Source organism: Streptomyces tanashiensis (genome assembly GCF_014648895.1).
Classification (GTDB): domain Bacteria; phylum Actinomycetota; class Actinomycetes; order Streptomycetales; family Streptomycetaceae; genus Streptomyces; species Streptomyces tanashiensis.
In genome coordinates this window covers 860,030-873,340 of record NZ_BMRZ01000001.1, presented here as the reverse complement: position 1 = coordinate 873,340, position 13,311 = coordinate 860,030, and the positions used below count along the sequence as shown (strand labels likewise).

At 71.8% G+C, this 13,311-nt stretch carries 11 protein-coding genes; 5 read left to right on the top strand and 6 right to left on the bottom strand.

Annotated elements, in window-relative coordinates:
• Nucleotides 1-20 precede the first annotated feature (20 nt).
• Entirely contained in the window at nt 21-1,208 is a 1,188-nt protein-coding gene (locus IE237_RS03875; RefSeq protein WP_229842239.1) for a THUMP-like domain-containing protein, read from the bottom strand.
• Nucleotides 1,209-1,308: 100 nt separating this feature from the next.
• Between IE237_RS03875 and IE237_RS03870 the strand changes: the two genes are divergently transcribed.
• The 4 genes from IE237_RS03870 (at nt 1,309) to groL (ending at nt 4,697) form a co-directional block, all read left to right on the top strand.
• On the top strand, nt 1,309-2,253 hold the full coding sequence (locus tag IE237_RS03870) for a polysaccharide deacetylase family protein (RefSeq protein WP_229842237.1): 945 nt from the start codon (nt 1,309-1,311) through the stop codon (nt 2,251-2,253).
• Nucleotides 2,250-2,504, top strand: a complete 255-nt coding sequence (locus tag IE237_RS03865) for a hypothetical protein (protein ID WP_189800353.1) — start codon at nt 2,250-2,252, stop codon at nt 2,502-2,504. Before IE237_RS03870 ends, IE237_RS03865 begins: the two co-directional genes overlap by 4 nt.
• Nucleotides 2,505-2,650: 146 nt before the next feature.
• Nucleotides 2,651-2,959: a co-chaperone GroES gene (gene groES / locus IE237_RS03860; RefSeq protein ID WP_017239619.1), complete on the top strand. Its 309-nt coding sequence runs from the start codon at nt 2,651-2,653 to the stop codon at nt 2,957-2,959.
• A gap of 109 nt (nt 2,960-3,068) precedes the next feature.
• On the top strand, nt 3,069-4,697 hold the full coding sequence (gene groL / locus IE237_RS03855) for a chaperonin GroEL (protein WP_189800352.1): 1,629 nt from the start codon (nt 3,069-3,071) through the stop codon (nt 4,695-4,697).
• Between the two features lie 92 nt (nt 4,698-4,789).
• Here groL and IE237_RS03850 read toward each other — a convergent pair whose 3' ends face one another.
• Nucleotides 4,790-5,488, bottom strand: a complete 699-nt coding sequence (locus IE237_RS03850) for an ester cyclase (RefSeq protein WP_189800351.1) — start codon at nt 5,486-5,488, stop codon at nt 4,790-4,792.
• 73 nt (nt 5,489-5,561) lie between these two features.
• Between IE237_RS03850 and IE237_RS03845 the strand changes: the two genes are divergently transcribed.
• The gene (locus tag IE237_RS03845) at nt 5,562-9,155 is read left to right on the top strand and encodes a hypothetical protein (RefSeq protein ID WP_189800350.1); all 3,594 of its coding nucleotides are present in this window, start codon (nt 5,562-5,564) and stop codon (nt 9,153-9,155) included.
• Nucleotides 9,156-9,192: 37 nt separating this feature from the next.
• Here IE237_RS03845 and IE237_RS03840 read toward each other — a convergent pair whose 3' ends face one another.
• From IE237_RS03840 to IE237_RS03825, 4 genes are read right to left on the bottom strand one after another with little or no spacing between them, the layout of a single operon-like run.
• Complete coding sequence (locus IE237_RS03840) at nt 9,193-10,212, bottom strand: hydroxyacid dehydrogenase (RefSeq protein ID WP_189800349.1); 1,020 nt, start codon at nt 10,210-10,212, stop codon at nt 9,193-9,195.
• 17 nt (nt 10,213-10,229) lie between these two features.
• Nucleotides 10,230-11,084 (bottom strand): carbohydrate ABC transporter permease, encoded by an 855-nt coding sequence (locus IE237_RS03835; RefSeq protein WP_189800348.1) that lies wholly within the window; start codon nt 11,082-11,084, stop codon nt 10,230-10,232.
• A complete protein-coding gene (locus IE237_RS03830; RefSeq protein WP_189800347.1) occupies nt 11,081-11,989 on the bottom strand; it encodes a carbohydrate ABC transporter permease in 909 nt (302 codons plus the stop codon). The genes IE237_RS03835 and IE237_RS03830 overlap by 4 nt, the downstream gene beginning before the upstream one ends.
• Before the next feature lie 4 nt (nt 11,990-11,993).
• Nucleotides 11,994-13,310 (bottom strand): ABC transporter substrate-binding protein, encoded by a 1,317-nt coding sequence (locus tag IE237_RS03825; RefSeq protein WP_189800346.1) that lies wholly within the window; start codon nt 13,308-13,310, stop codon nt 11,994-11,996.
• Nucleotide 13,311 lies beyond the last annotated feature (1 nt).

Here is a 13,311-nt window from a genome sequence, read left to right as displayed (position 1 = left end):
TCCCCCCTGTTCGTGGTGTGTCAGGACGTGGCCGCCGGACGCCCGATCAGCATCGTCGGGGCTCCCGCGACCCGAGTCAGCAGCACCGTCGCCGCGTGGGGGCCCTTCGGCTTCACCCTGCGCCGGATCTCCTCGGGTTCGACGGCCGAGCCGCGCTTCTTCACGGTGAGCGTGCCCACCTCGCGCTCCCGCAGCAGGGCCTTCAGCTTCTTCAGGTTGAAGGGGAGTTCGTCGGTGATCTCGTAGGCGGCGGCGTACGGCGTGGGGACGAGCGCGTCCGCCGTGATGTACGCGATGGTCTCGTCGATCAGTCCGCCGTCCAGCTCCTCGGCCACCTCGGCGACGAGGTGGGCGCGGATGACGGCGCCGTCCGGCTCGTACAGGTAGCGGCCGACCGGGCGGACCGCCGGGTCGGGCAGCCCCCGGCCGAGGAGCCCGGCGCCGGAGGGCAGCAGGGTCGCCCGGCGGGCGCCCGGCTCCGTGCCGAACCAGAGCACGGCCTCCTTCACGTCCCCGCCGTCCGAGATCCACTCGGCCTCGGCCTCCTCGGGCACCGCCTCGTGCGGGATGCCCGGCGCCACCTTCAGGGCGGCGTGCGGCGCCCGGCGGGCCGCGTCGATCGCCCAGGAGAGCGGCGGGGAGTACGCCTCGGGGTCGAAGATCCTGCCCCGGCCGCCGCGCCGCGCCGGGTCGACGAAGACCGCGTCGTACGGGCTGGTGTCGATCTCGGTCACGTCCGCGCAGCGGACCTCGATCAGCTCGGCGAGGCCGAGCGCCGCCGCGTTGGCCCGGACCGCCTCGGCGGTCAGCGGGTCCCGGTCGACGGCGAGGACGGAGATCCCGGCGCGGGCGAGGGCGATCGCGTCGCCGCCGATGCCGGAGCAGAGGTCCGCGACGCTCCGGACGCCCAGTGCCTTCAGCCGGGCCGCGCGGTACGTGCCGACCGAGGCGCGGGTCGACTGCTCGACGCCGTGGGGCGTGAAGTACATCCGGTACGCGTCCTCGGCGCCGAACTTCGCCACCGCCCGCTGCCGCAGCCGTGCCTGGCCGAGGGCGGCGCCGACGAGCTCGGCGGGATGCTCGCGGCGCAGCCGGGAGGCGACCGCCAGCTCCTGGGCGGGGTCGTAGTCGCGCAGGGCGGCGAGGAGCGCCTGCCCCTCGGGCGTGAGCAGGGCGGCGAAGGAGGCGAGGTCGGTCACCCGTCCCATTCTGGCCCCTGGAACGCTGTGGGCCGGCCGGGGGACGCCGGGGGCGGTACGGCGGTGTCGCGGCCCGGAAGGGGGTCTCGCGCTGACAGGATGCGGCGCCATGCAGCTCGTACGACAAAAGGACCAGATGATGGCACACGGTGCGCACCGCTCCCGTCGGACGCTCGGGGCGGCGCTCGCCGTAGCGGCCCTCGCCTCCGCCGCCACGGCCTGCTCGGGCAGCGCCGAACCCGAGCGCACCGCGCCCGCCCCCGCCGCCGGACAGCAGGCCCAGGGCGCCGCCGGCGCCCTCGACGCGTACGTCGAGAGGGTCCGCGCGCAGCGGGCCGCCCGCGTGCTCGCCGCCAAGAAGTGGGGCCTCGCCAAACCCCCGCTCGAAGCGCCCGCCCCGCCCGCCGTCAAGCCGCGGATCACCACCCGCAAGGGCTTCGAGACGGACGGCGAAGGCCTGCCGCCCGTCTTCACCACCGTGCCGACCAAGCAGAAGGTCGTCTTCCTGACGATCGACGACGGCGCGGAGAAGGACCCCGAGCTGCTGCGGATGATGAGCGAGCTCCGGATCCCCTACAGCGCCTTCCTCAGCGACTACGTCGTCAAGGACGACTACGGCTACTTCGCGAAGATGCAGAAGTCGCAGAAGTCCGGCGTCTCCCTGCACAACCACACCCTCAACCACCGCTACCTGCCCGCACTCTCGTACAGCACGCAGAAGCGCGAGATCTGCGGCATGCAGGACGTCATCGAGAAGCGCTTCGGCAAGCGGCCCCCGCTCTTCCGCCCGCCGTACGGCAACTACAACGAGGACACCCTGCGCGCCGCGCAGTCCTGCGGCGTCAAGGCGGTCCCGCTCTGGGCCGCCGAGGCCTTCCCCGACCACATGGAGTGGCGCGAGTGGGACCGGGACCTGCACCCCGGCGACATCGTGCTCACCCACTTCCGGGGCAAGGAGGACTGGAAGGGCTCCATGGCGGACATGATCCGCCGTGTGATGAACGTGATCACGTCCAAGGGGTACGCGGTCGCGAAGCTCGAGGACTACGTGTGAGCGCGAGGGCGCGGCGGTGGACCGCCTCCCTGGCGGTGACCGGCGCCCTCCTCGCCCTCCCCGCCTGCGCCTCCTCGGTCGACCCGATCGAACGGCTCGGCCGCAAGGCGGCGGAGCGGGTGAGCCCCCGGCCCGCACCCGCCGAACCCGTCCGGGCGGCAGTGGACGCGAAGCGCTGCGAAGAGACGCCGGCGCCCCGTACGGTCACGCCACAGAGCGATGAATTGGCACTCCGCTTGACCGAGTGCTAATCGCGGTCATAGTCTCGGCTCTGGCACTCCCCACTGGAGAGTGCCAACACAGCGACGGGCAGGTCCGGCACCCGCGACGACGGATCCACCTGGTCGCCACCTCAGACAGTTAACCCCGTGAGATCTCCGAAGGGGGAGGTCGGATCGTGACGACCACCAGCTCCAAGGTTGCCATCAAGCCGCTCGAGGACCGCATTGTGGTCCAGCCGCTCGACGCCGAGCAGACCACCGCCTCTGGCCTGGTCATTCCGGACACCGCCAAGGAGAAGCCCCAGGAGGGCGTCGTCCTGGCCGTGGGCCCGGGCCGCTTCGAGAACGGCGAGCGTCTGCCGCTCGACGTCAAGACCGGCGACATCGTGCTGTACAGCAAGTACGGCGGCACCGAGGTGAAGTACAACGGCGAGGAGTACCTCGTCCTCTCGGCTCGCGACGTGCTCGCGATCGTCGAGAAGTAATTCACCGAAGTATCTGAAGCAGATGCTTGAGCTGCGCCCCTTGACCCCGCACAGGGCGTCCGGGGGCGCGGTTCGTTCCACCCCATTCCGAGAGGGCTGAACCGCTCCCATGGCGAAGATCCTGAAGTTCGACGAGGACGCCCGTCGCGCCCTTGAGCGCGGCGTCAACAAGCTTGCCGACACGGTGAAGGTGACGATCGGCCCCAAGGGCCGCAACGTCGTCATCGACAAGAAGTTCGGCGCCCCCACCATCACCAACGACGGTGTCACGATCGCCCGCGAGGTCGAGATCGAGGACCCGTACGAGAACCTCGGCGCCCAGCTGGTGAAGGAGGTGGCGACCAAGACCAACGACATCGCGGGTGACGGCACCACCACCGCCACCGTGCTCGCCCAGGCCCTGGTCCGCGAGGGTCTGCGCAACGTCGCCGCCGGCGCCTCCCCGGCCGCCCTGAAGAAGGGCATCGACGCCGCCGTCAAGGCCGTCTCCGACGAGCTCCTCGCCACCGCGCGCCCGATCGAGGACAAGTCCGACATCGCCGCCGTCGCCGCGCTCTCCGCGCAGGACCAGCAGGTCGGCGAGCTCATCGCCGAGGCGATGGACAAGGTCGGCAAGGACGGTGTCATCACCGTCGAGGAGTCCAACACCTTCGGCCTGGAGCTCGACTTCACCGAGGGCATGGCCTTCGACAAGGGCTACCTGTCCCCGTACATGGTGACCGACCAGGAGCGTATGGAGGCCGTCCTCGACGACCCGTACATCCTGATCAACCAGGGCAAGATCTCCTCGATCCAGGACCTGCTGCCCATCCTGGAGAAGGTCATCCAGGCCGGCGCCAGCAAGCCGCTCCTGATCATCGCCGAGGACGTCGAGGGCGAGGCCCTCTCCACCCTCGTCGTCAACAAGATCCGTGGCACCTTCAACGCCGTGGCCGTCAAGGCCCCCGGCTTCGGCGACCGCCGCAAGGCGATGCTCGGCGACATGGCGACGCTCACCGGCGCCACCGTCATCGCCGAGGAGGTCGGCCTCAAGCTCGACCAGGCCGGTCTCGACGTGCTGGGCACCGCTCGCCGCGTGACCATCACCAAGGACTCCACCACCATCGTCGACGGTGGCGGCAACGCCGAGGACATCGCCGGTCGCGTCGGTCAGATCAAGGCCGAGATCGAGTCCACGGACTCCGACTGGGACCGCGAGAAGCTCCAGGAGCGCCTCGCGAAGCTCGCCGGCGGCGTGTGCGTCATCAAGGTCGGCGCCGCCACCGAGGTGGAGCTGAAGGAGAAGAAGCACCGTCTGGAGGACGCCATCTCCGCGACCCGCGCCGCGGTCGAGGAGGGCATCGTCTCCGGTGGTGGCTCCGCGCTCGTCCACGCCGTCAAGGTCCTCGAGGGCAACCTCGACAAGACCGGCGACGAGGCCACCGGTGTCGCGGTCGTCCGCCGCGCTGCCGTCGAGCCGCTGCGCTGGATCGCCGAGAACGCCGGCCTCGAGGGCTACGTCATCACCTCGAAGGTGGCCGAGCTCGACAAGGGCCAGGGCTTCAACGCCGCGACCGGCGAGTACGGCGACCTGGTCAAGGCCGGCGTCATCGACCCGGTGAAGGTGACGCGCTCCGCCCTGGAGAACGCCGCCTCGATCGCCTCCCTCCTCCTCACCACCGAGACCCTCGTGGTGGAGAAGAAGGAAGAGGAGCCGGCGGACCACGGCCACGGCCACGGTCACGGCCACTCCCACTGAGGCTCGTAGCCCAGGGCGCGTAGCTCACCGCTCGTAGCTCACAGCCGAGGCCCGGTGCCCCCGTCGCGGGGGCACCGGGCCTCGCTGCCGTCTCACGCCATCTCGACGCCGAGCTGCCCCATGAGCCCCATCAGGTCGTACTGCCACCAGCCCTCGACGGCCTTGCCGTCCTCCCGGAAGCGGTGGACGACCATCCCGGTCATGGTCACCTCCATCCCGGTGGGCTGGATCCCCATGAAGTCGCCGACATGGGTTCCGTTCCAGGTCCAGCGGGTGCAGACCCGGTCGCCGTCGGCGATCTGGTCCTCGACGGTGAAGGTGAAGTCGAACGCGGCCCGCCACATCTCGGCCTCGCGCCGCAGCGCGTCCATGCCGTACGAGTCGCTCGGGTTGCTCGGATCGTGGTCGTGGTACCCCTCGGCGAACACCTCGTCGAGCGGCGGAAGCTCCCCGGCGGTCGAGATCAGCTCGAAGAACCGGCGCGAGGCCGCCTTGTACATCTGCTCGTCCCGGACGACGTCCAGGTCCGTGAAGGTCGGCATCTCGTCACAGAGCGCGACCATCTCCCGGAAGATCCGGTCGGTCTCGGGGAGCTGCGAATTCCGCATGGCCACGTCGTACGAGGGGAACTCGACGATCTCCACGACGTGGGAGGCGTCCGAACGGTCCTTGCCGACGATGCTGTGCGTCGCGGTGCGCTTGCCCTTGGTCTGCTCGACCCACCGGTCCATGAGCCGGTTCAGGTCCTCGACCCGGCTCGTCTTGCAGTCGATGATTTGCACGAATGTCATGACGCCTCCCGACCCAGGTAGGACCTCTCCAGTCTAGGACCGGGCGCGGGAGATGCCCTGGCAGCATGGGGGCATGCAGCTGGCCAGGGGGAATCAGTCGGTCGCCGTCGGGCGAGACGCGGGAGTCGTCGTCACGGGTGACGTCCACCTGACGAGCGCCGCGCCGCCCGTGCGCTCGGCCTACTGGGAGCAGGTCCGCCGCATCGCCCCGGACCGGCTGGTCGGCCGGGAGGCGGAGCTGGCCGAGCTCGCCGCGTTCTGCCTGGCGCAGGGCACGGGCCCGGACTCCGGTCCGGCGTACAGCTGGTGGCGCGCCGGAGCCTGGGCCGGGAAGACCGCCCTCCTGTCCTGGTTCGCGCTGAACCCGCCGCCCGGGGTGTGCGTCGTTCCCTTCTTCGTCACCGCGCGGCTGGGCGCGCAGAACCACGTCGGGGCGTACGTCGACGTGCTCCTGGAACAGCTCGCCGAGCTGGCGGGCGAGGGCCTTCCGGCCCTTCTCACCGAGGCGACCCGGGAGGCCCATCTCCTCCGCCTCTACAGGTCCGCCGCCGAGGCCTGCGCGGCGCGCGGCTCCCGCCTGGTCCTGCTCGTCGACGGCCTCGACGAGGACCGGGGCGTCACCACCGGACCCGACGCCCACTCGATCGCCGCCCTCCTCCCGTACGACCTGCCCGTCATCGCCTCCGGCCGCCTCAACCCGCCCCTGCCGGGGGACGTTCCCGACACCCACCCGCTCCGTGACCCGTCGATCGTCCGCCTCCTGGCCCCGTCCCCGGAGGCCCGGGCGATCCGGGTGGAGGCCGAGCGGGAACTGAAGTACCTGCTGGAGGACGGCGGCCTGCCCCACGACCTGCTGGGCCTGCTGGTCGCGGCGGGCGGCGGGCTGACCGCCGACGACCTGGCGGAGCTCACCGGCGAAGTCCCCTACCGCATCCGGGACGTGCTGCGCACGGGCCCCGGCCGGACGTTCGCCGTGCGGGCCGGCCGGTACCTGGTGGCGCACGAGGAACTCCAGGTGCGGGCCCAGGAGATGCTGGGCGCCCGCGAGTCGGCCCGGCACCGGACGGCCCTGCACGCCTGGGCGGACCGCTGGCGGGCGTGCGACTGGCCGGAGGAGACACCGGCGTACCTGCTCGACGGCTACTTCCCCCTGTTGCGCGCCACGGGGGATCTGACGCGGATGGTGGAGTGCGCGCTGGACGGCCCGCGCCAGGACCGACTCCTCGCCGCGACGGGCGGGGACCTCGCGGCGCTCACGGAGATCGGGACGACGGAGGCCGCCCTCGTCGACGCGGGCGTGCCGGACTTCCTCGACTTCCTGCGGTTGGTGATCGTCCGTGAGGAGCTCACGGGAAGGAGCGACCGCATCCCGCCGACCCTGCCGTGGGCGTGGGCGGAGCTGGGCCGGTACGAACGGGCCGAAGGTCTCGCCCGCAGCATCATCAGCGACGACTGGCGGGCGCAGGCACTCGTGGACGTCGCGCGGCGGCTCCACCGCGCCGGCCGGCGGGAGGACGCCGTCACTCTGCTGAGTGCCGCCTCGGACGCCGCGCTCCTGTGCGGCTACTTGTCCGAGCGGGAGAGGACGCTGGAGACCGTCAGCCGTGGCTGGGCCCATGTCGGCCTCCACGACAGGGCGGTGGAGACCGCACGGCTGCTGGAGCACCCCTGGAGGAGGGCGGAGCTGCTCCGCGAGGTGTCCCGGGCATGGGCGGAGGCCGGCGAGGACGACCGGGCCCTCGCCCTCTGCCGTGCCGAGGAGGACGCCACGGCCCGGGCGGTGTTGCTGGCCGCGATGGCCGAGGACCACGCCGGGCGGGGGGACGTCGAGCAGGCCCTGCGGCTCGCGGAGGAGGCGCGGCCGGAAGGCGAGATCCTGCCGTTGGCCCGCATCGCCTCGGTCCTCCGGCGGGACGGTGACGGGAGGGCCGCCGGGATCCTGGACCGTGTGGACGCGCTGGTCGGCGCGTCGCCCGTGCTCGTGGGTGTGGTCGAGGCGCTGGCGGAGGCCGGTGAGTACGCGCGGGCTGTGGCGGCCGCGGAGTCGTTCGACGCACCGGACGCGCGGGGCTGGGCCTTGTGCGAGGTGGTCGCCGCTCTGGTGACCGCCGGGCGGCGGGACCGGGCTCGGGAGCTCGCGGAGGCGATCCGGGACCGGGAGGCCCGGGGTTCCGCCCTGCGTGAGGTGGTGGCCGGTCTCGCCTCGGATCCCGGTGCGGACGACGCGGGCGGTCTGAGGGCTGCCGAGGAGCTTGCCCGGTCCATCGAGGACGACGGGCAGCGGGAACGCGCTCTGCGCACCGTGGTGGAGGCGCTGGCGGAGGCGGGCGCGTTCGACCGGGCGGAGGCCCTCGCCCGGCGCGAAGCGCCGTATCCGACGTTGTCCCGGGATCCGCTGGGTGTCGTCGTCGAGGCGTTGGCGCGCTCCGGTGACCTGCGCCGGGCGCGTGAGCTCGCGCCCGACGTGCCCTACGGCCGCGGCGGATTCGCGCTGGTACGAGGTGTGGTGACGGCGAGTTCCGTCGAGGCCGGGCAGCCCGGGGCCGTCGCCGCCGCGGCGGAGGTCGTGGCGGAGGTGGAGTCCCGGGCCAGGGCGGAGTCCAGGGCCGGGGGCCTCAACGCGTTCCTTACGGCGCTGGCCCTGGCGGAGGAGGGCTTCGCCGACCTGGCTCGCGAACTGCTGCGCGGGTTCGAGTACGGGGCCGGGCACGGGGAGCCCGACGAGGACGGAGACGCCCCGATCGGCTGGCAGATCCACCTGGCTTCGGCGGTCGAGGCGCTGATCCGGTTGGGGGAGTTCGACCGGGCCTGCGCGCTGGTGCGCCGGCTCAACGCCCTTCCGTCGACCTACGCGGCGGTGGCGACGTCGGTGCGGCGCCTCGCGCGCGAGGGGCTGTTCGCGCGGGCCGAGGAGGTCGCGGAGGTCCTGGGGGACCCTCTGCGGGAGCACCTGTGGAGCGTCCTGGCGGAGGGGGCCGCCGACCACGGGGATCCGGTGACGGCGGAAGCGTACGCACGGCGCGTCACCACGGCGGACGACCGTGTCCGCGCGTGGACCGCGGTCGCGGTGGCCTACGCGAAGACGGGGGAGACGGAGCGGGCCCACACCTGCCTGGACGAGGGACTGTCCCACCACGAACAGGGCCCCTACGCCTTCACGACCGTCCCGGGCACGGTGCGCGCCTTCTTCGAACTGGGCGCGGAGGAGGCCGGGGACGCCCTCCTCGCGGACGTCGTCTCCCATGCGACGGACACGTCCCACTGGATGACGTCCGGGCTCCTCACGGAGACCGTCCGCGCCCTGGTGGCGGCTGGCGAGTACGACCGCGCGTGCGACCTGGTCGGGTCCCTCCCGGACGAACGGGGCACCCTCCACGTGTGGATCGCGCTGGTCATGGCCCTCGCGGAGGCAGGGGAGCGGGACCGAGCGGCCGCCGAGACACGGTCGCGGGGACTGCCCGGCGACACGGACGAGGCCGGGGAGATGCCGTTCGGACTCGGCAGGCTGGTCCGTGTCGTCGAGCCCGCCCGCGGGCGGGTGATGCTCGCGCGACTCCTGCGCGAGCACAGCCTGCAGGACCTCCTCAACGACGTCCTGCACCTCGAACCCGCCGCCGCTCCCCTCGTCTTCGCGGCCTGTGCGCCCGGGGCCGCGGCGCGGGCCTGAACCCCGGGCGGAACCGCCGGGGCCGGTCCGCGCCGCGTTACGCCGACCGCTGGAGGTCGGAGGCCCGGACCTCCTCGGCGAACGGTTCGCCCCGCCCGTACCGGGCCACCTCCTCCAGCGCCTGGTCCGCCATGCGGTGGAGTTCGTTGCCGAGGGAGCCGGCGACGTGGGGGGTGAGGAGGACGTTCGGGAGGGTGTAGAGGGGGGAGTCCGCGGGCGGGAGCTCCGGGTCCGTCACGTCGAGGATCGCCTGGAGGCGGCCCGTGACGAGGTGGGGGAGGAGCGCCGCCTCGTCGACGAGGGAGCCGCGGGCGGTGTTGATCAGGGTGGTGCCGTCGGGCATCGCGGCGAGCTGGGCGGGGCCGATCATGCGGTACGTGGAGGGGAGCTGGGGCGCGTGGACCGAGACGACCGTGCTGCGGGCGCACAGGTCGTCGAGGCCGACGAGTTCCACCCCGGGCGGCGGGGTCGTCACGTACGGGTCGTACAGCAGGATCTCGACGTCGAAGGGGCGCAGGAGTTCGACGACCCGGCGGCCGATGCGGGAGGCGCCGACGATGCCGATGGTGCGGCGGTAGTTCCCCCAGGTGGTGGACTCCTCCAGCCAGGCGTGGTCGGTGCGCAGTTCGGCGTACCGCTGGGCGGAGCGGAGGACGCGCTTCCCGGCGAGGAGGATCGCGGCGAGCGTGTACTCGGCGACCGGCAGCGCGTTGGCCGCGGCGGCGGAGGTGACCCGGAGGCCGCGTTCCCAGCAGGCGTCGGTGATGTGGTGCTTGACGGAGCCGGCGGCGTGGACGACGGCCCGAAGCCGGGGCGCGCGGTCGAGGACCTCGGCGGTGAGCGGGGTCGCTCCCCAGCAGGTGAAGAGGATCTCGGCCTCGGCGAGGGCGGCGGCGACCCGCGGGCCGGGGGCGGTCAGGTCGTGGGCGACCAGGCGGGGGTCGGTGTGCGCGAGCCGGGTGAGGCGGGCGTGGTGGTCCGCCGTCAGGAGGCGCTCGTCGACTCCGGGGCCCATGGCGAGGAGGAGGGCGGGGCGGTTGTCGGTGGTCGGGTGCATCGTTGTACCTGTGCTCCTCACTTGACGCTGCCGGCCGTCAGGCCGGCCTTCCAGTGGCGCTGGAGGGAGACGAAGGCGACGACGAGGGGGACGACGGCGAGCAGGGATCCGGTGACGACGAGGGGGTAGTAGTCGGGCTCGGCATGGGCGTTGCTGTTCCATGCGTACAGGCCGAGGCTCAGCGGATAGAGCTTCTGGTCGGACAGCATCACCAGGGGGAGGAAGAAGTTGTTCCAGACGGCGGTGAACTGGAAGAGGAAGACGGTCACGAAGCCGGGCATGACCATGCGCAGGCCGATGGACCAGAAGACGCGCATCTCGCCGGCCCCGTCGATACGGGCGGCCTCCAGGGCCTCGTCGGGGATGTAGCCGGCGCAGAAGACCCGGGAGAGGTAGACGCCGAAGGGGTTGACGAGGACGGGGATCAGGACGGCCCAGTAGGTGTTGACGATGCCGACCTCGCTGGCGAGGAGGTACATCGGCAGGGCGAGCGCGGTGGTGGGGACGAGCACGCCCAGGAGGACGAGGCCGAAGAGCTTCTCCTTGCCCCGGAAGTCGTAGACGTGGAAGGCGTATCCGGCGGCGACGCTGACCAGGGAGCAGGCGAGGGCGCCGAGGCCCGCGTACAGGAGGCTGTTGGCGTACCAGTGGAAGTAGATGCCGTCGTTGTACTCGGCGATCCGGGAGAGGTTGCCGCCGAGGTCGAAGCCCTCGAAGGAGAAGGCGTTTCCGGCGAGGAGTCCTCCGGCGTCCTTGGTGGCGGCGGTGAGCAGCCAGACCAGCGGGAAGAGCATGTAGACGACGGCGAGGACGAGGGCGCCGTTGACGGCGGCCTTGGACAGCCAGACGGAGGGTGTACGGGGCTTGCTCATGCCGTCCGCTCCTTTCCTGCCGTGCCCGCCTTGCGGCGGCCCGTCAGCCGGGTGACGGCGAAGGAGAGCAGTGCCGCCGTCAGGGCGAGGAGTACGGAGGCCGCGGCGGCGAGTCCGTAGTCGTTGCGGTCGAAGGCCGCGGTGTAGGCGTACATGTTCGGCGTCCAGGTGGAGGTGACGGCGGAGCCGGTGCCCTTGTTGAGGATGAGCGGCTCGGTGAAGAGCTGGAGGGAGCCGATGATCGTGAAGAGGGCGACCATCGCGAGGGAGGCCCTGATGAGCGGGACCTTGATGGCGAAGGCGATGCGCCAGGCGCTCGCGCCGTCGACGGTGGCCGCTTCGAGGACGGAGCGGTCGATGGCCTGGAGGGCGGCGTAGAAGATCACCATGTTGTAGCCGAGCCACTCCCACAGGGCGATGTTGACGATGGAGGGCAGGGCGCCTTCGGGGGAGAAGAAGTCGAAGCCGATGCCTCCGGCCTCCATGGCCTGCACGACCGGGCTGAGCTGGGGCGTGTAGAGGTAGACCCAGATCAGGGCGGCGATGATGCCGGGGACGGCGTGCGGCAGGAAGAGCGCGAGCTGGAAGAAGCGGCGGGCGCGGGCGAGCGCGGAGTCGAGCAGGAGGGCGAGGCCGAGGGCCCCGGCGAGCAGCAGCGGGATGTAGAACAGGCAGTACCCGAGCAGGACGCCGAAGCCCTCCAGGAAGGCCCGGTCACCCAGCGCCGCGGTGTAGTTGTCGAGGCCGGTGAAGACGGTCTCGGTGCCGCCGAAGCCCAGTCCGGACTGCTTCTCGGTGAAGAGGCTGAGCCAGACCGCGTATCCGATCGGCACCACCATCACCGCGGTGAACAGGACGAAGAAGGGGGTCAGCAGGAGCGTGGCGGCGCGGGTGCGGGCCTTCATCCGGTCAGCCCTCGACCTTCAGGCCGCGCTTGGTGAGTTCGGCGACGGTGGCGTCGTGACCGGCCTTGACGGCGTCGGCGATGGCCGGGCCGCCCTGGGTGATCTTGCCGAACTGGTCCTTGATGGCGGTGTTGGTGGTGCCGGTGGTCGGGCCCCAGGCCCAGTCGGGGCTGATGGAGGCGCCGGCGGCCTCGAAGAGGGCGTAGATGTCCTGGCCGCCGTAGTAGCCGGCGTCGAAGGCCTTCTTGGCGACCGGGCGCAGGGCGGCGGCGGCCGGGAAGGCGGAGGAGGTGCCGGAGGCGATCCGGGCCTTCACGCCGTCCTCGGTGGTGGACATCCACTCGGCGAAGGTGACGGCCGCGGCCTTCTGCTTGCTGTCCTTGGTGACGGCGAAGGAGGTGCCGCCGAGCATGCCGCTGGCGGGCTTGCCGTCCCAGGTGGGGATGGGGGCGACGGCCCACTTGCCGTCCTGCTCGGGCAGGGTGCCCTTGAGGACGCCCGCGCCCCAGGAGGCGCCGAGGTAGCCGATGGTGGTGCCGTTCTTGAGGGATCCGGTCCACTCGGGGCTGAAGGAGGCGTTCTTGTGGACGAGTCCGGCGTCGAGGAGGCCCTGCCAGTAGGCGGTGACCTTGGTGGTGGCCGGGTCGGTGGTGTCGATCTTCCAGGTGTCGTTCTCGGCCTTGAACCACTGGGCGCCGGCCTGCCAGGCCATGGCCTCGAAGGTGGTCGGGTCGTCGGGGAAGAAGGTGGCGATGCGGGTCTTGGCGTCGGCCTTCCTGACCTGCTCGGCGGCCTTCTTGAACGCGTCCCAGGTGGTGGGGACCTGGACCTTGTACTTGGCGAAGAGGTCCTTGCGGTAGAAGAAGGCCTGCGGGGCGGCGTCGAAGGGGACGGCCCAGGACTTCCCGCCGAGGGTGGTGAGTTCGACGGCCTGCGGGAGGAGCTTGCCGCGGTCGGCCTCGGTGAACTGGTCGCCGATGTCCTGGAGGGCGCCGGAGCTCACGAACTCGGGGAGCGAGGAGTACTCGATGGAGACCAGGTCGGGGGCGTTGCCCGCCTTCACGGCGTTGGAGATCTTGGCGTAGCCGCCGGCGGTGCCGGAGGGGATCTCCTCGAACTTCACCTGGATGTCGGTGTGGGAGGCGTTGAAGGCGTCCACGACGTCCTTGGAGCCCTTGGCCCAGCCCCAGAAAGTGATGGTCACGGGCCCGTTCGGCTTGCTTGCGGTGTCGTCACCGCCGCCGCCGCAGGCCGTGAGGACGGCCAGGGCGGTGGCGGTGCCGGCTATGACGCGGGACGTTCTGCTCCAGGTACGGGTCACG

What these genes read in the sequence shown, in the direction of transcription:
- IE237_RS03875 (WP_229842239.1), bottom strand. Translation starts at nt 1,208, where the DNA reads ATGGGACGGGTGACCGACCTCGCCTCCTTCGCCGCCCTGCTCACGCCC.
- IE237_RS03870 (WP_229842237.1), top strand. Translation starts at nt 1,309, where the DNA reads ATGCAGCTCGTACGACAAAAGGACCAGATGATGGCACACGGTGCGCAC.
- groL (WP_189800352.1), top strand. Translation starts at nt 3,069, where the DNA reads ATGGCGAAGATCCTGAAGTTCGACGAGGACGCCCGTCGCGCCCTTGAG.
- IE237_RS03850 (WP_189800351.1), bottom strand. Translation starts at nt 5,488, where the DNA reads ATGACATTCGTGCAAATCATCGACTGCAAGACGAGCCGGGTCGAGGAC.
- IE237_RS03845 (WP_189800350.1), top strand. Translation starts at nt 5,562, where the DNA reads ATGCAGCTGGCCAGGGGGAATCAGTCGGTCGCCGTCGGGCGAGACGCG.
- IE237_RS03840 (WP_189800349.1), bottom strand. Translation starts at nt 10,212, where the DNA reads ATGCACCCGACCACCGACAACCGCCCCGCCCTCCTCCTCGCCATGGGC.
- IE237_RS03835 (WP_189800348.1), bottom strand. Translation starts at nt 11,084, where the DNA reads ATGAGCAAGCCCCGTACACCCTCCGTCTGGCTGTCCAAGGCCGCCGTC.
- IE237_RS03830 (WP_189800347.1), bottom strand. Translation starts at nt 11,989, where the DNA reads ATGAAGGCCCGCACCCGCGCCGCCACGCTCCTGCTGACCCCCTTCTTC.